Origin of the sequence: Azospirillum tabaci (assembly GCF_014596085.1) — a bacterium.
GTDB lineage: Bacteria > Pseudomonadota > Alphaproteobacteria > Azospirillales > Azospirillaceae > Azospirillum > Azospirillum tabaci.
In genome coordinates this window covers 49821-66471 of record NZ_JACCJY010000001.1, presented here as the reverse complement: position 1 = coordinate 66471, position 16651 = coordinate 49821, and the positions used below count along the sequence as shown (strand labels likewise).

The 16651-nt window shown below is 70.5% G+C and carries 15 protein-coding genes; 10 read left to right on the top strand and 5 right to left on the bottom strand.

All coding sequences use genetic code 11. From position 1 onward, the window contains the following. Positions 1-73: 73 nt before the first annotated feature. Together H0B54_RS00305 and H0B54_RS00300 are read right to left on the bottom strand one after the other, a co-directional pair. Positions 74-508 (bottom strand): RNA-binding S4 domain-containing protein, encoded by a 435-nt coding sequence (locus H0B54_RS00305; protein ID WP_188258804.1) that lies wholly within the window; start codon positions 506-508, stop codon positions 74-76. Between the two features lie 136 nt (positions 509-644). Then, positions 645-3158 carry a helicase-related protein gene (locus H0B54_RS00300; protein ID WP_188258803.1) on the bottom strand — a complete coding sequence of 838 codons (2514 nt, stop codon included), beginning with the start codon at positions 3156-3158 and terminating at the stop codon, positions 645-647. Between the two features lie 172 nt (positions 3159-3330). On the opposite strand from H0B54_RS00300, the gene H0B54_RS00295 reads away from it, so the two are divergent. Both H0B54_RS00295 and htpG read left to right on the top strand, forming a co-directional pair. Further along, a complete protein-coding gene (locus H0B54_RS00295; RefSeq protein WP_188258802.1) occupies positions 3331-4965 on the top strand; it encodes a hypothetical protein in 1635 nt (544 codons plus the stop codon). A 291-nt stretch (positions 4966-5256) separates the two neighbouring features. Beyond that, positions 5257-7146 (top strand): molecular chaperone HtpG, encoded by a 1890-nt coding sequence (htpG, locus tag H0B54_RS00290; RefSeq protein ID WP_188258801.1) that lies wholly within the window; start codon positions 5257-5259, stop codon positions 7144-7146. Positions 7147-7241: 95 nt separating this feature from the next. Here htpG and H0B54_RS00285 read toward each other — a convergent pair whose 3' ends face one another. Together H0B54_RS00285 and H0B54_RS00280 are read right to left on the bottom strand one after the other, a co-directional pair. Continuing rightward, positions 7242-8432, bottom strand: coding sequence for an ATP-binding protein (locus H0B54_RS00285; RefSeq protein WP_188258800.1), 1191 nt, complete (start codon positions 8430-8432; stop codon positions 7242-7244). A gap of 103 nt (positions 8433-8535) precedes the next feature. Next, positions 8536-9477: a transglutaminase family protein gene (locus tag H0B54_RS00280; protein WP_188258799.1), complete on the bottom strand. Its 942-nt coding sequence runs from the start codon at positions 9475-9477 to the stop codon at positions 8536-8538. A gap of 178 nt (positions 9478-9655) precedes the next feature. Between H0B54_RS00280 and H0B54_RS00275 the strand changes: the two genes are divergently transcribed. The 4 genes from H0B54_RS00275 (at position 9656) to H0B54_RS00260 (ending at position 11742) form a co-directional block, all read left to right on the top strand. Continuing rightward, positions 9656-10090, top strand: a complete 435-nt coding sequence (locus H0B54_RS00275; protein WP_014238753.1) for a Fur family transcriptional regulator — start codon at positions 9656-9658, stop codon at positions 10088-10090. A 161-nt stretch (positions 10091-10251) separates the two neighbouring features. Continuing rightward, positions 10252-10494 (top strand): hypothetical protein, encoded by a 243-nt coding sequence (locus H0B54_RS00270; protein WP_094301509.1) that lies wholly within the window; start codon positions 10252-10254, stop codon positions 10492-10494. 69 nt (positions 10495-10563) lie between these two features. Beyond that, a complete protein-coding gene (locus H0B54_RS00265; protein WP_188258798.1) occupies positions 10564-11262 on the top strand; it encodes an HAD family hydrolase in 699 nt (232 codons plus the stop codon). A 93-nt stretch (positions 11263-11355) separates the two neighbouring features. After that, positions 11356-11742, top strand: coding sequence for a response regulator (locus tag H0B54_RS00260; protein ID WP_188258797.1), 387 nt, complete (start codon positions 11356-11358; stop codon positions 11740-11742). Here the strand turns inward: H0B54_RS00260 and H0B54_RS00255 are convergent. After that, positions 11737-12465, bottom strand: a complete 729-nt coding sequence (locus H0B54_RS00255) for an SAM hydrolase/SAM-dependent halogenase family protein (protein ID WP_188259172.1) — start codon at positions 12463-12465, stop codon at positions 11737-11739. The genes H0B54_RS00260 and H0B54_RS00255 overlap by 6 nt on opposite strands. A gap of 207 nt (positions 12466-12672) precedes the next feature. Between H0B54_RS00255 and H0B54_RS00250 the strand changes: the two genes are divergently transcribed. From H0B54_RS00250 to H0B54_RS00235, 4 genes are read left to right on the top strand one after another with little or no spacing between them, the layout of a single operon-like run. Beyond that, complete coding sequence (locus tag H0B54_RS00250; protein ID WP_188258796.1) at positions 12673-13632, top strand: metal ABC transporter solute-binding protein, Zn/Mn family; 960 nt, start codon at positions 12673-12675, stop codon at positions 13630-13632. 22 nt (positions 13633-13654) lie between these two features. Further along, positions 13655-14458, top strand: coding sequence for a metal ABC transporter ATP-binding protein (locus tag H0B54_RS00245; protein WP_246472178.1), 804 nt, complete (start codon positions 13655-13657; stop codon positions 14456-14458). After that, positions 14455-15660, top strand: coding sequence for a metal ABC transporter permease (locus tag H0B54_RS00240; protein WP_188258795.1), 1206 nt, complete (start codon positions 14455-14457; stop codon positions 15658-15660). The genes H0B54_RS00245 and H0B54_RS00240 overlap by 4 nt, the downstream gene beginning before the upstream one ends. Beyond that, positions 15657-16643 (top strand): metal ABC transporter permease, encoded by a 987-nt coding sequence (locus tag H0B54_RS00235; RefSeq protein WP_094301503.1) that lies wholly within the window; start codon positions 15657-15659, stop codon positions 16641-16643. The genes H0B54_RS00240 and H0B54_RS00235 overlap by 4 nt, the downstream gene beginning before the upstream one ends. The last annotated feature ends 8 nt before the right edge of the window (positions 16644-16651 follow it).

The window sequence follows — 16651 nt, the reverse complement described above, 5'->3', positions numbered from 1 at the left end:
AGATGAGGTTGCGATCCCCGATTGGCAATGGCCCCGCCCACGCTTCACCGCCGCTTTCCCCGGCGGTTCCGGCTTACTCCTCTCCGTACAGCTGGTCGAGCGCCCGGCGGTCGCGCTTGGTCGGGCGTCCGGCGCCGGGCTCCCGCGGGGCCGGTGGCGCGCGGTAGGGATCCTGGATCGCCTCCTCGCGCACCGGCGGGGCGAGGTCCTCGTAGAGGGCTTGCGCCTCCGGCGCCGGGCCGCGCCGGCTGCCGAGCGCGATCACCTTGATGACGCGGATGTGCCGCCCCTGCGCGAAGGTCAGGACGTCGCCGGGCTTCACGGCGTAATGCGCCTTGCCGACCACCGTGCCGGACACCCGCACGCCGCCGCCGTTGCACAGCTTCGCCGCGAGGCTGCGCGTCTTGAAGAAGCGCGCGAACCACAGCCACTTGTCGATCCGCAGCCGGCCCGCCGGGGTGGGGTCGGAGCCGGAGTCGGGGAGATCGTCGTCGTCGAGGTCGGTCATGCGGGACCCCCACCCTTCCCATGCTGCGCATGGGTCCCTTCCCTCCCCCGTTGGGAAGGGGAGGGAGTTATCCCCTCCCCTGCGAAGCGGGGGAGGGTCAGGGCGGGGGCAATCGTGACCAGAAAAATCGCGTTTCTCATCCAATTCCCGAAAGCTGTCGCAGCTTGGCGAAGGGGTGGTCGGCGTTGACGGGGGCCTCGCGGCGGGGCTTGTGGCGCGGGTTGCGGCGGCGGCGCCAGGAGACGGCCCCATCCTCCGCCACGGAGCGGGTGTAGCCAAGCCCCTTCATCACCGCCTCCAGCTCGTCCGGCTTGGCGCCGATCATCTGGGCCAGCGCCGGCTCGGCCACCGCCCGCCCCTCCTTGGCGGCGGTCAGCAGCTCGGTCTCCAGCCGGTCGAGCATGTCCACGCGCAGCGCCCGCGGCCCGGCCGCCGGATAGCCGATGGCCTCCCAGAAGGCGGGCGGCGCGCCCGTCGCCTCCACCGAGACGCGGCCCGGCGGCGGGATCGGCACCGGCAGGGGCAGGCGGTGCTTCACCGCCCACAACAGCCCGCGCAACTCCACCGCCCCCGGCTTGGCAAGCGCCGTCAGGTAGAGGTGCGACACGCCGAGCCGCACCCCATGGCGGGACAGCGCCTTGCGGTCGGCCTTCTCCAGCCCTTCGACCAGCGGGGCGACCGGAGCGCGGGGCATCGCCCCCATGTTCTCGACGAGCTGGAAAGCCAGCCCACGCGCCGTTCCCGTCAGATCGTCCGCGTCACGCAGCGCCAGCAGAGGCCGCAGCCGGGCGGCGACACGGTCTTTCAGCCAGCGCTCCAAGCGGACGCGCACGCGGTCGAGCTGCCCCTGGTCGAGCAGACCCTCGTCGAAGGGCAGAACCGCCGGGGTCAGCACCGACGGGCCGGGACCGAGCCGGGCCACCGGCAGCCCGTCCGCCGTCAGCACCCCATCCGGACCGAGGGCGAAGACGTCGTCCGGCTCCTGCTCGAAGGCGCGCAGGCGGGACGCCACCTCCTCGCGGAGCGCGCGGCGGGCGGCGGTCAGCAGGGACTTGGCCTCCTCCGAGCGCTCCGGGGCGTCGGGGACGAAGCGGAAGCCCTCCAGCCGGCCCACCGGGTGGCCCTCCACCACCACCTCGCCGTCGGCGCGCACGCCGCCGATCAGGTCCCGCCCGTCCTTCAGCGTGCGCACCAGCGTGGCCGAGCGGCGGTCGATGAAGCGCTGCGTCAGCCGCTCGTGCAGGGCGTCGGACAGCTTGTCCTCGATGGCGCGGGTGCGCGCCTGCCAGTGCACGGGGTCGGTCAGCCAGCTTGGCCGGTTGGAGATGTAGGTCCAGGTGCGGATGTGGGCGATGCGGGCGACCAGCGCGTCGATGTCGCCCTCGGTGCGGTCGAGCCGGGCGATCTGCTTGGCCGCCCAGTCCTCGTCCAGCCGCCCGATGCCGGTGCGCAGCTGCCGGAAGATCTGCCCGAGCAGCCGCGTGTGGGCGTCCGACAGCACCTTGCGGAAGTCGGGGACTTGGCAGACCTCCCAGAGCAGGCGCACGTTGTCGCGGCCCTTGGCGAGGTCCATCACCTCATGGTCGCGGACCAGCGCCTGGAGCGCCAGATGGTCGTCGGCGTCGCGGGCGCGCAGCAGCTCGGGGATCGGCGGGCGCTCCTCCAGCGACTTCAGCAGGAAGCCCGGCGTGTCGAAGCGCAGCTTGCTGTTGCGCCACATCAGCGTCTTGATCGTCTCGAACTGGTGGTTCTCGACGCGGTCGACCACGTCGGCCTCCAGCTCCCCCACCTCGTCGGTGGTGCCGAAGGTGCCGTCGCGCATGTGCCGCCCGGCGCGCCCGGCGATCTGCGCCACCTCCGGCGCGCGCAGGCGGCGCGGGGCGAAGCCGTCGAACTTCACGATGCGGGCGAAGGCGACATGGTCGACGTCCATGTTCAGCCCCATGCCGATGGCGTCGGTCGCCACCAGATAGTCCACCTCGCCCGCCTGATAGAGCCCGACCTGGGCGTTGCGGGTGCGCGGGGACAGCGCCCCCAGCACCACCGCCGTGCCGCCGCGCTGGCGCCGGATCATCTCGGCCAGCGCGTAGACGTCGGTCGCCGAGAAGGCGACGACGCAGGAGCGCGGCGGCAGGCGCGTCAGCTTGCGGTAGCCGGCGTAGGTCAACTGCGAGAAGCGTGGCCGGCTGATGAACTCGGCCCGCGGCACCAGCCGGCGGATCAGCGGCTGCACCGTGTCGGAGCCGAGGAACATCGTCTCGACCAGCCCGCGCGCGTTGAGCAGCCGGTCGGTGAAGATGTGGCCGCGCTCCGGATCGGCGCAGAGCTGCACCTCGTCCACCGCCAGGAAGTCCACCGCCCGGTCGAGCGGCATGGATTCCACCGTGCACACCCAGTAGGACGGGCTGGGCGGCAGGATCTTCTCCTCCCCCGTCACCAGGGCCACGGCGTTCCTGCCCTTGATCGACACGATGCGGTCGTAGTTCTCGCGGGCCAGCAGGCGCAGCGGAAAGCCGATCATCCCCGTCCGGTGGCCGAGCATGCGCTCGATGGCGAGATGGGTTTTCCCGGTGTTGGTCGGCCCAAGCACGGCGACCACCCGGCCACCCGCACCCAGACCGCCCCCGGACGAAGAAAGGACAGAGGTCATAAGCGTAAGTTTTGGGCCTGGGGACCGGCAATGCAAGCGTCAGGGCGGCCGTGCCGTGCTGCAATGCCCATCCAAGGCCAAACTCTTCCGGGAATGGTATAAAACCTCGGGCCGATGGACGGGCGCCGGTTATCCCGTCTACCCTGGCGCGCTCCACCCTAAGGGATTCCTCATGCGCCGTATTCCCGCCCGTCCGCTCGCCGCCGCGCTGATGCTCGCAACCCTGGCGCTGCCGCCCGCCACCGCCCGCGCGGAGGCGCCTCCGGTGACCGAGGATGGCGCCAGGGCGCTCGCCGCCGCGCTGAAGGACGGGCTGGCCCGCTGGTTCCCCAAGAGCGAGGGCGACGCGACCGAGCTGCGTTGGACCGGCGAGCCGGTGGCGACCCCGGCGGGCGACCATTACAAGGTGGCGCTGCCCGCCCTGACCGCGGTGTCGGACGACGGCACCACCGCCAACATCGGCACCATCCACCTGACGGTGAAACCCCAGGACGGCAACACGCACGCCGTCACCGCCACCCTGCCCGACCGCGTCGCCATCCTGGACAACGGCAAGCCGTCGGCCACCGTCAAGCTGGGCCGCCAGCGCATCAGCGCCCTGTGGTCCGGCGCCTACGAGACGGCGCTGTCCATGGACGCGGAGCTTGGCGACCTGTCGGTCACCAGCGACCGCAAGGGCAAGAAGGGCAAGAAGGACGAGAGCGCCCTGACCATCGGCGCGATCACCGTCGCCGGAGAGCTGAAGCCGGACGGCACCGCCGCCGCCGGCACCCCGCTGTGGAGCGGTCCCGGCGCTCTGTCCGTCAGCAACCTGCGCTTCCTCGACGAGACGAAGAAGGAGGTGCTGAACCTGGGCGGCCTGACGATGGAAGGCACCTACACCCGCGTCGACCTCGCCCGCGCCGACGCCATGCAGCGGCTCACCCAGACCCACGCCCTGGCCGGCACCCAGCCCCCGGCGGCCGAGCTGATCCCGTTGATGCAGGGCCTCATGGGCGGCGCCAGCGGGCGCGTCCGCCTGTCCGGCCTGACGGCCCTGAACCCGGAGGACGGCACCCGCCTCGCCCTCGGTCAGCTCGTCCTGCGCGGCAGCGCGGAGGACCTGGACAAGCCGATGGCCTCCACCACCTTCGGGATCGAGTCCAGCGGCCTGACGCTGGAGCCGGAGGTGGCGCCGAAGGCCTTCATGCCGGACAAGCTGGACATCCAGATCAGCACCGCGAAGCTGCCGACCGCCTCGCTCTGGCGGGCCTTCGCCGACCTCGCCACGCTGGCCGAGACCCAGGCCGCCGCGGGCGAGGAGGAGGAGGAAGAAGGCGAGGGCGAGGAGGAAGCCGCCCTGGCGGATGACGGGACCGACGAGGCGGCGGTGGCCGCCATCGGCAACCGACTGATGGGCGCCATGGCGGAGGTCGGGACCGAACTGCGCATCGACCGCTTCGTCGTCAACACCCCGGCGGCTTCCGGCACCATGACCGGCGCCATGCGCATGGCGGCCAACTCCGCCTTCGGCGCGGTGGGCAGCAGCACCGTGCTGCTGCGCGGTCTGGACGCGGCGGCCAAGGCGATGCAGCCCAAGCCGGGCAAGAAGGCCGACGAGAGCACCCAGAACGCGCTGGGCGTGATCGCCATGCTCCAGGCCTTCGGGCAGGCGTCCAAGGACGACGCCGGCAACGACGTGCGCAGCTACAAGATCGACGTGACCGAGACCGGCCAGTTCCTGCTGAACGGGGCGGACATGAGCGCGATGATGAACATGGGCCAGCCGGCGCCGGAGCCGGAGCCGATCCAGGGCAAGAAGCGCTGAGGCTTGGGGGGTCTTGCCCCCACCCTTCCCACGGCTTCGCCGCGGGCCCCTTCCCTCCCCCGCTTCGCGGGAGAGGGAATCTTAGTCCCCTCCCCTGCTTTAGCGGGAGAGGGTCAGGGTGGGGGCATTACTTCCCTCAACCCACCACTCCGGTTGCGAAACTCCACGGCAACGCCAGCCGATCGCTCTTGCATGGGGCGGCGCGCTCCCACATATCTGCGCCGTCCTTCGGACCCATTGGCAAGCCCACCAACAAGCCCATCACCAACAAGAACGATCAAGGATGACACCATGACCGAGGAACGGCTCAGCTTCCAGGCCGAGGTCAGCCGCCTGCTCGACATCGTCGCGCACTCGCTCTACAGCGAGAAGGAAGTCTTCCTGCGCGAGCTGGTCTCCAACGCCTCCGACGCCTGCGACCGGCTGCGCTACGCCGCGCTGACGCAGCCCGAACTGTCCGCCGACGACCCGAACCTGAAGGTCCGGCTGATCGTGGACAAGGAGGCGCGGACCCTCACCGTGGCCGACAACGGCATCGGCATGAACCGCGAGGATCTGGTCGAGAACCTCGGCACCATCGCGCGCTCCGGCACCGCCGCCTTCATGCGCACCCTGAAGGACAACGCAAAGGAAGGCGACGCCAAGAAGGACGTCAACCTGATCGGCCAGTTCGGCGTCGGCTTCTATTCCGCCTTCATGGTCGCCGACCGGGTGGAGGTGCTGACCCGCAAGGCCGGGGAGACGCAGGGCTGGCGCTGGCTGTCGGACGGAAAGGGCGAGTTCACCATCTCCGACGTGGCCGACCTGCCGCGCGGCACGCAGATCCGGCTGCACCTGCGCGAGGGCGACGACGAGTATCTGGAGGAGCACCGCCTCTCCGGCATCGTCCGCAAGTATTCCGACCACATCGCCATCCCGATCCTCTTCGGGGAAGGCGAGGACGCCAAGTCGCTGAACAGCGCGTCGGCCCTGTGGATGCGCTCCAAGAACGAGATCACGGCGGAGCAGTACACGGAGTTCTACCACCATGTCGGGCACGCCTTCGACAGCCCGTGGCTGACCCTGCACTGGCGGGCCGAGGGCGCCATCGAATACACGAACCTGCTGTTCGTGCCGTCGAGCAAGCCCTTCGACCTGTTCGACCCCAAGCGCGCCCACCGGGTGAAGCTGTACGTCAAGCGCGTCTTCATCACCGATTCGGCGGAAGGTCTGCTGCCGCCCTACTTGCGCTTCCTGCGCGGCGTGGTGGACAGCGAGGATCTGCCGCTGAACATCAGCCGCGAGATGCTCCAGCACAACCCGATGCTGGCGAAGATCCGCGCCGGCATCACCCGCCGCGTCCTGTCGGAGCTGGGCAAGAAGGCCCGCGACACCGAGAAGGCGGAGGAATACGCGGCCTTCTGGGAGAATTTCGGCGCCGTCCTCAAGGAAGGCCTCTACGACGACTACGAGCACCGGGACGATCTGCTGAAGCTGATGCGCTTCCGCAGCACCGCCAGTGACGGTCTGGTCTCGCTGGAGGAGTATCTGGGCCGCATGAAGGAGGGCCAGGAGGCCATCTTCACGATCAGCGGCGACGACATCGAGACGCTGAAGCGCAGCCCGCAGCTCGAAGGCTTCAAGGCCAAGGGCGTCGAGGTGCTGCTGCTGACCGACCCGGTGGACGAGTTCTGGGTGCCGTCGGTCGGCAGCTTCCAGGACAAGCCCTTCAAATCGGTGACCCGCGGCGGCGCCGATCTCGGCAAGATCCAGGGCGGCGAGGAGAAGCCCGCCGAGGAGAAGGCCTCCGAAGGCGAGCTGACCGACCTGCTGGCGCTTCTGAAGCTGACGCTCCAGGACGCGGTGAAGGACGTCCGCCCGTCGGAGCGCCTGACCGACAGCGCCGTCTGCCTCGTCGCCGACGAGAACGACATGGACATGCACCTGGAACGCCTGCTCAAGCAGCACAAGCAGCTCGGCATGGACGCTCCGGCGGCCAAGCGCATCCTGGAGGTCAACCCCGCCCATCCGCTGATCAAGCGCCTCGCCGAGCGCGCGAAGGCGAGCGGGGCGGCGACCTCGCTGGACGACGCGGCGTGGCTGCTGCTCGACCAGGCGCGCATCGTGGAAGGCGAGGCCCTGCCCGACCCCGCCGCCTTCGCCCGCCGTCTGGCCAGCGCGATGGAGAAGGGGCTGGCGTAAGGGCCGCCCCCTCCCTAACCCTCCCCCGCTTTACAGGGGAGGGGACTGGATCTCCCTCTCCCGCGCAGCGGGGGAGGGCCGGGGTGGGGGCAACGCTACCCGCCCACCCGTTCGGCCGGGAATACCAGCGTCATGGTGGTGCCGCGGTCGGGGGCGGTGTCGATGTCCAGCCGGCCGCCGTGAAGTTCCACCAGCCGCTTGGTCAGCGGCAGGCCCAGGCCGGTGCCGATGTGGTTGCGGCCCAGCGCGCTGTCGATCTGGCCCCAGGGCTCCAGCGCCTTTTCCAGCTCGTCGGCGGTCATGCCGATGCCGGTGTCGTGCACCGACAGGCACAGCGTCCCGTCCGCCGCCACGCGGCCGGACAGCGTGACCACCCCGTCGGGCGGCGTGAACTTCACGGCGTTGGACAAGAGGTTCAACAGCATCTGCCGCACTTTGCGCTCGTCGGCGCGCAGCGGCGGCAGATCGGGCGGCAGGTCCGTGTCGATGCCGACCCCGGCCCGCGCGGCGCGGTCGGAGAGCAGGCGGGCGCTGCCCACGGCGACGCGCAGCACATCCACCGCGGATTCGGTCAGTTCCAGCCGCCCGGCCTCGGCCTTCGACAGGTCGAGCAGGTCGTTGATCAGGTCCATCAGGTAGCGGCCGCTTTCCGCGATGTCGCGGGCGTAGTCGCGGTAGAGCGGGTTGGAGATCGGCCCCAGGACCTCTTTCTCCAGAAGTTCCGCGAAGCCCATCATGGCGTTCAGCGGGGTGCGGATCTCGTGGCTCATGCAGGCGAAGAAGGCGGTCTTGGCCCGGTCGGCGCGCTCCGCGACGCGGCGGGCCTCGTCGAGTTGGCGGGTCCGCTGGATGATCTGCTCGTCCGTCCGCGCCAGCAGGTCCAGCCCCGAACCGATGCCAAGGTAACGCCCGTTCTCCAGCACGACGAAGCCGGAGGCCAAGGCGCCGGGCTTGTCCTGCATGATCCGCCGCGCGACCTCGCAGAGTGGAAGGCTGGCATCGACCAGCAGCGGCGCCGTGTCCATCACCGTCCGCGCCGGAGTCTCCGGATCGGCCAGACCCGCCAGTGTCAGACGGTCCACCAGTCCCAGAACGCGCCCGTCCTCCGCCGTCACGGCGAGCGCCGGCAGGCCGGGTTGGGCGGCAAGCCGGTCCCGCAGAGCGCGGCAGGGCGAATCCGGCCCGGCGGGCGGCTCATAGACGGCCAGCAGGGCCGCCACCAGAGGAGCGGCCTCCGCTTCCGGCGTGCCGCTGGGGGCGGGACTGGTCGGATCGGAATCGAGCACGGGGTGACGCAGCCTCGTCTGTCGGATGGGACGGTCGGTCCGGAACCGAAGCAGCCCCGGACCCTCCATTCTGTCAGACGTTCGTTTGCAATTGGTTGCCGTATCAGGCGGTGCCAGCCGCCGGCATCGGGTTTTGCGGGGCGTTTCCGGCACCCGCCCCGCCGGTCGCGGTGACCTGCACATCCACCGTCATGCCGAGGAAATCCGCCGGCGCCCCGGTCCAGGAGCCGCCGAGCGGCACCGCTTGCGACGGGTCGCGGGCGACGGCGACGCGGATCAGGTTCTTGCCGCCGACGATGCCGTTGGTCGGGTCGAACTCCACCCAGCCGCAGCCCGGCAGGTAGATCTCGACCCAGGCGTGGGTCGCCCCGCCGCCGGTCATCGCACCCTCCTGCCCGTCCCGCGCGGGATCGTAGAGGTAGCCGGACACGAAGCGCGCCGCGAAGCCCAGCGATCGCACCGCCTCCATCATCAGAAGCGCGAAGTCGCGGCAGGAGCCGCTCTTCCACGTCAGGGTGTCCACCGGGCTCTGGGTACCCTCCAGGTCGCGGGCCTGATAGGTGAAGGTCTCCTTGATGGCGCGGGTCATCGACACCAGCATCTCCTGCGTGTCGGGCGGCCCGCCCTCGCCCAGCGTCACGAACTGCCGGGCCCACTCGTCCACCAGATGATCGGGATCCGGGTAGTGCCGCTGGGTGGTCAGCGCCAGATCCGGCACCTCCTCCGCGGAATAGCTGAAGGGATAGGAGCGCGCGTAGTCCTCGATCGGGAATTCCAACTCGCCCATGGGGTAGTGATCGACCCGGATGTGGCTTTCGAAGCGCAGCTCCGTCGCCGGCTGGTCGAAGCTCGCCACCGCGATGGAGTTGCCGAAGACGTCATGGAGCCAGCGGACGGAGGCCGGCGGCGGACTGATCACCAGACCCGTTTCGATCAGCCGCAGATCGTGGCTGTCGCGGGGCCGGAACATCAGGCGATGGTCGCCGAAGGTCACCGGGTTGGCGTAGCGGTAGACGGTGGTGTGGTGGATGTCCAGGGTCATCATGGCGCGCGCCCTTTCCGTAAGCCGACACCAAACGTCGGCGTTTGTGAATGGTTCCGAATCACAGTATGGTGCTCGGGCTTTCGGGTGGCCGTGCCGGGGAGGGACGGCGGCCAACGCGCGGCCGGGGCCATACGGGCCGGGTCACGCGCGCCAATGAGACGACAACAAGGGGACTTCCATGCCTTCGCGCCTCGAACAGCTCTGCATCGAGAAAGGGCTGAAGATGACCGACCAGCGCCGCGTGATCTCGCGCGTGCTGTCGGAGGCCGCCGACCACCCCGACGTGGAAGAGGTGCACCGCCGGGCCTCCTCCATCGACCCGCGCATCTCCATCGCCACCGTCTACCGGACGATGCGCCTGTTCGAGGATGCGAACGTCATCGACCGGCTGGACTTCGGCGACGGCCGCGCCCGCTATGAGGAAGCCGGGTCGGAGCACCATCATCACCTGATCGATCTCGAATCCGGAAAGGTGGTGGAGTTCCAAAATGAAGATCTCGAACGGCTGAAGGAAGTCATAGCCCGCGAACTTGGCTATGAACTGCTCGGCCATAGGCTCGAATTGTATGGTGTTCCACTGCGCCGCCGCACCACCACGTCGGAGGGGGAATAACGCTCGGGCGTGCCCGTCCCTGAGTCCTTTGGACTCGTCGGGCACCATCCGGACGATAATCCCATCAATTGCGGGTTGCGCCGGGCGCGGGTCTGTCCAGAGGCGTTGCGTGGTCCTAGCTTCAGGAACGCACACGAATCATCGACGGACCAACCGCCGCCATGGACGATACGAACAACGACCCGGTTCTCGCCCGCCTCGACCGGCTGACCGACAGCGTCACCCGCCGTCTGGACAAGCTGGAGGAGCGCCTGCGCATCCTGGAGCAGGACAACGGCGAGATCATCAACCTCCTCATCGCCGTCAAGGCCGGGCTGGAGGAATGCGCCGGAGACATCGCCGCGGGCGAGCTGCTGATCGAGGCGGAGGACGCGGACGATTCCCCCAGCCCGTCGCTGCACTAAAGATGCCGCGGACGATCCTCCGCAACGCATTTGACTTGTGACGCAGCGCGTTCCGCCGGATAAGGGCGCATGCAGACCAGCGCCACTCCCGTTTTCGACGCCATCGCCTCCGGTCCCTCCACCGGGGGCCCCACCACGAATGGCATCGGTCCTCTGGCCTCCATCGCGCCGGGGGTGGCCTTCTTCGACTTCGACGGGACGCTGATCCACGGCGACAGCCTGCTGATGTTCATCGGCGAGGTCATCGGGCGCAACCGCGCCCGGCTGGCCTTTCTGGACGCCTTGCGCTCGGGCCTGCACCGCCACGCGCGCGGGCGCGGACCGGGAGTGGATTTTCCGGGTTCGGTCAAGACCATCCTGCTGCGCCGGACGCTGCGCGGCGTTCCGGTGGCCGACGCGCTGGCCGCGGCGGAACGGCTGGTCCACCGCATCCGCTGGCACGCCCCGCTGGTCGAAACCCTGAAGATGCACCGGCGCGAGGGGCGCCGCGTGGTCGTCGCCACCGGAGCGCTCGACGTCTACATGCCGGCGCTGCTGCGCGGGCTGGGGGTCGACGACCTGCTCGCCACCGGGATGGAGGTGGAGGACAACACCCTGACCGGGCGGCTTTGCACCGGCAACTGCGTCCGGCTGGACAAGCTGGAGCGGGTGCGCGGTTGGATCGCCGCCAACGGCCCCTTCGGCGAGACCTGGGGCTACGGCAACCGGCCCAGCGACCTGCCGATGCTGTCGATCGTCGACCGCCCCACCGTCGTCAAGATCCGTTGACCGGACGGCGCGTGCCGCCCGCGGGGATTTGCAACCGGAATCCGCGTGGCTCACAAACCCCCGAGGTTCAGGGAAGCCCGTGGTGACACCTCCATGACGACCGGCTTTTCCATCGACGCCGACATCCGCCCGCCCGGCCAGGGAGGGCGCCACGCCGTCGTGGCGGACGACGATCCCGGCCAGCGGGACGAACTGGCCCGTCATCTGGCCGTTCGCGGCTTCACCGTGTCCACGGTGTCCGGCGGCTTCGAGGCGCTGAGCCTCATCGGGGCGGAGGGTCCCGCCGTCGCCCTGCTGCGCCGCCGCCGGCTGGAGGACGAGGGGGACCGGGCCGCGGCGCTGGCTTGCATGCTCTACCCGCACACCCGGATCATCCTGACCGCCAGCGCGCCGGACGCCCAGCCGGGCAACAGCCCGGTCACCGTGCTGGCCCGCCCGGTGGACCTGACGCTGCTCGACCACTGCCTGGACGGGCTATAGGACGACCTCCACCGGCATCCCCGCCACAAGCCCAGCATCACGGTCGGCGCGGCCCTGGTTGACGGCGATCTCCGCCAGGCCGCTGGAGTTCGCGTACCACAGCGCCTCCCCCACCGGAACGTCGGCGAAGGTCCGGCCCCGGCGCACCGTGCGCCCGGCCGCCCGCAGCACGGCGTTCTCCGGCAGCCGGTCGGCGCGCAGGCCGGTCATGGCGTTGCCGTAGACGTCCACATAGACGATCCGCGCCAGATCGTCCGGCCAATCGGGCCGCGCGAGGCTGGCCGGGGCGACGGGCTCCAGGGCGACCGGGTTCCCCATGGCGAGGCTGGCCGCCACCGGAGCGAACAGGTCCCGCCCGTGGAAGCTGGCCGACAGCCGCTCGGGCCGCCAGCCGATGGTCCAGGCCCGCACCGACCCGGCCCGCCGCCGCACCAGCTCGAACAGGCCGTTGTCCGGCCCGACGAAGCGGCGCCCGTCGGCCTCAACCACCAGCGGGCGGCGGTCGGTCCCGACGCCGGGGTCCACCACGCAGAGGAAGACGCTGTCCGCCGGGAATTCCGGAGCGTAGGCGGCCAGCAGATAGGCCGACAGCTGCGGGTCGAAGGCGGGGGCGTCGGCGAACAGGTCGATGACCGGCAGGCCCGGCGCCATCCGCGCCAGCACCGCCTTCATCTGCCCGGTGTAGGGGCCGGACAACCCGAAATCCGTAAAGAGCACGATCATCCCGCCACTGTAGCGCACTCCATCCCGTTCGGTAAGACACGGATCATCACGAGCCGCCTTGCAAGGCCGGAGAAGCGCTTCATATATTCATGGAACGCAAATGCATTCCGCCCCGTTTACTTGGTTCGCCTGCCCTATCCTTGCCGATCTTTGTCGGGACCAATGAATATGAACATATGTTCAAATACCTTCACGACGAAGAGCCTGATGAAGTTTATCGCCGCGATCGGCTTGGCCGCCGCTCTCCTCCTGCCGGGAGCGGCACGGGCCGAGGGTGGACGGCCCCATATCGTCGCCACCACGGGCATGGTCGCCGACCTCGTGCGGGCGGTGGCCGGCGACCGGGCGGAGGTGGAGGCGCTGATGGGCGAAGGCGTCGATCCGCACCTGTTCAAGCCCACCCGCTCCGACACGGTGAAGCTGCTGCGGGCCGACGCGGTGTTCATCAGCGGCCTGCATCTGGAAGGCAAGATGATCGCCGCCTTCGACCGGCTGCGCGAGTCCGGCAAGCCGGTGGTGGCGCTGGGCGACGCCGCGCCGAAGGAGCGGCTGCTCAGCCCGCCGGAGTTCGAGGGCGCCCACGACCCGCACATCTGGATGGATGTGGGGATCTGGGCCAGCACCCTGCCGGCCATCCGCGACGGGCTGGCGAGGCTCGACCCCGCGGGGGCGGAGGCGTACGCCCGCAACGCCGACGCGTACGGGGCGGAACTGGCGCGGCTCGACGCGTACGCCCGGCGCATCCTGTCCTCCATCCCGGAAAAGGCCCGCGTGCTGGTGACCGCCCACGACGCCTTCAACTATCTGGGCCGCGCCTACGGGATCGAGGTGCGCGGCATCCAGGGGATCAGCACGGAATCGGAAGCCGGTCTTCGAATCATCGAGGAACTGGCCGCGCTGCTGGCCGACCGCGGCGTGCCGGCGGTCTTCCCGGAAACCAGCGTGTCCGACCGCAACGTCCGCGCCCTGGTCGAAGGGGCGGAAGCGCGCGGGCATCGGGTGACCCTGGGCGGCGCCCTGTACTCCGACGCCATGGGCGCGCCGGGCAGCTACGAAGGCACCTACATCGGCATGATCGACCACAATGTGACGACCATCGCCCGCGCGCTGGGCGGCGAGGCGCCGGCCGACGGCTTCCAGGGCAAGCTCGCCCTGGCGCAGCGCTGACGCGGCGGAGGAGGAACGGACCATGCAGTATCTCTGGCGCACCCCCGGCAGCCGCACCGCCCCCGAAGAGGCCTCGCCCATCGGGCCGCCGCCCCTGGAGATCCGCGGCCTGACCGTCGCCTACCACCGCCGGCCGGTGCTGTGGAACGTCGACTACGCCGCGCCCTCGGGCGGGCTGATCGCCGTGGTCGGACCGAACGGGGCCGGCAAATCGACCCTGATCAAGGCGTGCCTCGGGCTGGTCCCGATCGTGTCGGGCACGGTCGAGGTGTTCGGGCGCCCGATCGCCAGGCAGCGCCGCCTGATCGGCTATGTGCCGCAGCGGGAAAGCGTGGACTGGGACTTCCCCGTCTCGGCGCTCGACGTGGTGGCGATGGGCCGCTACGGGAAGATCGGCTGGTTCCGCCCGGTCACCCGCGCCCACAAGGAGGCGGCCCTGCACGCGCTGGAGCGGGTGGGCATGGCCGACTTCGCCAAGCGCCAGATCGGGCAACTGTCCGGCGGCCAGCAGCAGCGCGTCTTCCTGGCCCGCGCGCTGGCCCAGGAGGCGCAGCTCTATTTCATGGACGAGCCCTTCGCCGGGGTGGACGCCGCGACGGAGCGCGCGGTGCTCCAGGTGCTGCGCGACCTTGACGCCGCCGGGCGGACGGTGATCTGCGTCCACCACGACCTCCAGACGGTCAGCGACTATTTCGACCACGCGCTGCTGCTCAACACCCGCGTGGTCGCCCAGGGGCCGGTCGGCCGGGTGATGACCCCCGACCTGCTGTCCCGCACCTACGGCGGACGGCCGATGCCCGCCCCCGCGGCGGCGGAGGCGTCATGATCGCCACCACAATTGAGGAGGCCCTGCGCATCCTGACCTTCCAGTCCGGCTTCAACAGCGCCGTGGTGGTCGCCGGAACCGCCGCGCTGGGGCTGGCCGGCGGAACGGTCGGCACCTTCCTGCTGCTGCGCCGCCGCGCCCTGGTCAGCGACGCGCTGAGCCACGCCACCCTGCCCGGAATCGCCGTCGCCTTCCTGGTCGGGGCGGCGCTTGGCCTGCCGGAACGCTCGCTGCCCCTGCTGCTGGCCGGGGCGGTGGCCAGCGGGGTGGTCGGTCTGCTGACCGTCCAGGCGCTGTCCCGCTTCACCCGGCTGACCGAGGATTCGGCGATCGGCGCGGTGCTGTCGGTCTTCTTCGGGCTGGGCGTCGTGCTGCTCAGCGTCATCCAGAACCTGGAGTTGGGCGGACAGGCCGGGCTGAAGACCTTCATCCTGGGCCAGACCGCCGCCATGGCGCAGGGCGAGGCCATCGCCATCGGCCTGCTGGCCGCCGGGGCGGCGCTGGCCGTCGCCCTGTTGTTCAAGGAATTGCGGGTGCTGGCCTTCGATCCCGGCTTCGCCGCCGTGCAGGGCTGGCCGGTCGGGGCGCTCGACCTCGTGCTGATGGGGCTGGCGACCTTCGTGACGGTGATCGGGCTCCAGACGGTGGGGCTGATCCTGGTGGTGGCGCTTCTCATCATCCCGCCCGCCGCGGCACGCTTCTGGACCGACCGGCTGCCCGCTCTGACCGTCGCCGCGGCGGTGATCGGCGCGCTGTCCGGCTGGCTCGGCGCCACCCTGTCGGCCCTGCTGCCCAAGCTGCCGGCCGGGGCGGTGATCGTGCTCGTCGCCGGGGGATTCTTCCTGCTCAGCTTCCTGTTCGCGCCGGCGCGCGGGCTGGTCGCCGCCGCGCTCCGCCAGGGGCGGCTGCGCCTGAGCTTCGCGGAGCGGCGGGCCCTGACCGACCTTCTGGACGGTCGGCCGGTGGAAGGCCCCCTGGCGCTCTGGTTGCGCCTGCGCGGCCACACCCGCAACGGAGCCCTGACCCCCGCCGGGCAGGCCGCCGCACGCGCGGCGGCGCGCGACCGCCGGCTGTGGGAGCGGTTCCTGGCCGACTACCCCGCCCTGCTGCCCGCCCACGCCAACTGGGGCGTCGACCCCATCGACTCGGTCCTGCCCGGCGACATGGTCCGGCTGCTGGAGGAGCGGAGCGCTTCGTCATGATGCCCGACGTCCAAGAATTCCTTCAGATCGACGCCCCCGCCCTGCTCGCCGCCGTGCTGGCCTGCGCCGCCTGCGCGCTGGTCGGCAATTTCCTGGTGCTGCGGCGCCAGGGGATGATGGGCGACGCGGTCAGCCACGCCATCCTGCCCGGCATCGTCGGCGGCTTCCTGGTCGCCGGCACGCGGGAGACGCTGCCGATGATGCTCGGCGCGCTGGCCGCGGCGGCGCTGGCCGGCCTGCTGATCGAGGCGGTGCGGCGGCTGGGCCGGCTGGAATCCGGCGCCGCCATGGGCGTCGTCTTCACCGTGATGTTCGCCGCCGGCGTGGTGATGATCGAGCAGGCGTCGGCCGGCGGCGTCGATCTCGACGCCGACTGCGTGCTCTACGGCCAGTTGGAGACCATCCTGTGGCTGGCCCCCAAGGGCTGGGCATCGCTGACCGATCCCGCGGTGTGGGCCGCCCTGCCGCGGGAGGTGCTGACGCTGGCCGCGGTCTTCGCGCTCTGCGTCGCTCTGGTCGGGCTGTTCTATAAGGAGCTGAAGATCACCACCTTCGACCCGGCGCTCGCCTCCACGCTGGGCATCCCGGCGGGGCTGTTCCATTACGGGGTCGTACTCCTGGTGGCAGCCACCGCCATCGCCGCCTTCGAGGCGGTGGGTTCCATCCTGGTCATCGCCATGCTGATCGCCCCGCCCGCCGCGGCGCGCCTGCTGACCGACCGGCTGGCCGCGCAGATTCTGCTCAGCGTCGCGCTGGGGGTGCTGGCGGCGCTGGCCGGCTATGGCGCGGCGGCCTTCGGTCCGATGCTGCTGGGGGCTTCCCACTCGCTGAACGCGGCGGGGATGATCGCCGTGGCGTCCGGCCTGATCCTGGCGCTGGCCGTCCTGTTCGGGCCGCGCCACGGCCTGCTGGGCCGGCGCCGCGCCGTCGGCCGGCTGCGCAACGCCCCTGGCTTCATTGCTCCGGAGGCGCAAAAGCCGTAACGTTTCCG

Bases quoted from the DNA above. Each gene is read 5' to 3' on its own strand.
- H0B54_RS00305 (WP_188258804.1), bottom strand. From the start codon at position 508: ATGACCGACCTCGACGACGACGATCTCCCCGACTCCGGCTCCGACCCC.
- H0B54_RS00300 (WP_188258803.1), bottom strand. From the start codon at position 3,158: ATGACCTCTGTCCTTTCTTCGTCCGGGGGCGGTCTGGGTGCGGGTGGC.
- H0B54_RS00295 (WP_188258802.1), top strand. From the start codon at position 3,331: ATGCGCCGTATTCCCGCCCGTCCGCTCGCCGCCGCGCTGATGCTCGCA.
- htpG (WP_188258801.1), top strand. From the start codon at position 5,257: ATGACCGAGGAACGGCTCAGCTTCCAGGCCGAGGTCAGCCGCCTGCTC.
- H0B54_RS00280 (WP_188258799.1), bottom strand. From the start codon at position 9,477: ATGATGACCCTGGACATCCACCACACCACCGTCTACCGCTACGCCAAC.
- H0B54_RS00275 (WP_014238753.1), top strand. From the start codon at position 9,656: ATGCCTTCGCGCCTCGAACAGCTCTGCATCGAGAAAGGGCTGAAGATG.
- H0B54_RS00270 (WP_094301509.1), top strand. From the start codon at position 10,252: ATGGACGATACGAACAACGACCCGGTTCTCGCCCGCCTCGACCGGCTG.
- H0B54_RS00265 (WP_188258798.1), top strand. From the start codon at position 10,564: ATGCAGACCAGCGCCACTCCCGTTTTCGACGCCATCGCCTCCGGTCCC.
- H0B54_RS00260 (WP_188258797.1), top strand. From the start codon at position 11,356: ATGACGACCGGCTTTTCCATCGACGCCGACATCCGCCCGCCCGGCCAG.
- H0B54_RS00255 (WP_188259172.1), bottom strand. From the start codon at position 12,465: ATGATCGTGCTCTTTACGGATTTCGGGTTGTCCGGCCCCTACACCGGG.
- H0B54_RS00250 (WP_188258796.1), top strand. From the start codon at position 12,673: ATGAAGTTTATCGCCGCGATCGGCTTGGCCGCCGCTCTCCTCCTGCCG.
- H0B54_RS00245 (WP_246472178.1), top strand. From the start codon at position 13,655: ATGCAGTATCTCTGGCGCACCCCCGGCAGCCGCACCGCCCCCGAAGAG.
- H0B54_RS00240 (WP_188258795.1), top strand. From the start codon at position 14,455: ATGATCGCCACCACAATTGAGGAGGCCCTGCGCATCCTGACCTTCCAG.
- H0B54_RS00235 (WP_094301503.1), top strand. From the start codon at position 15,657: ATGATGCCCGACGTCCAAGAATTCCTTCAGATCGACGCCCCCGCCCTG.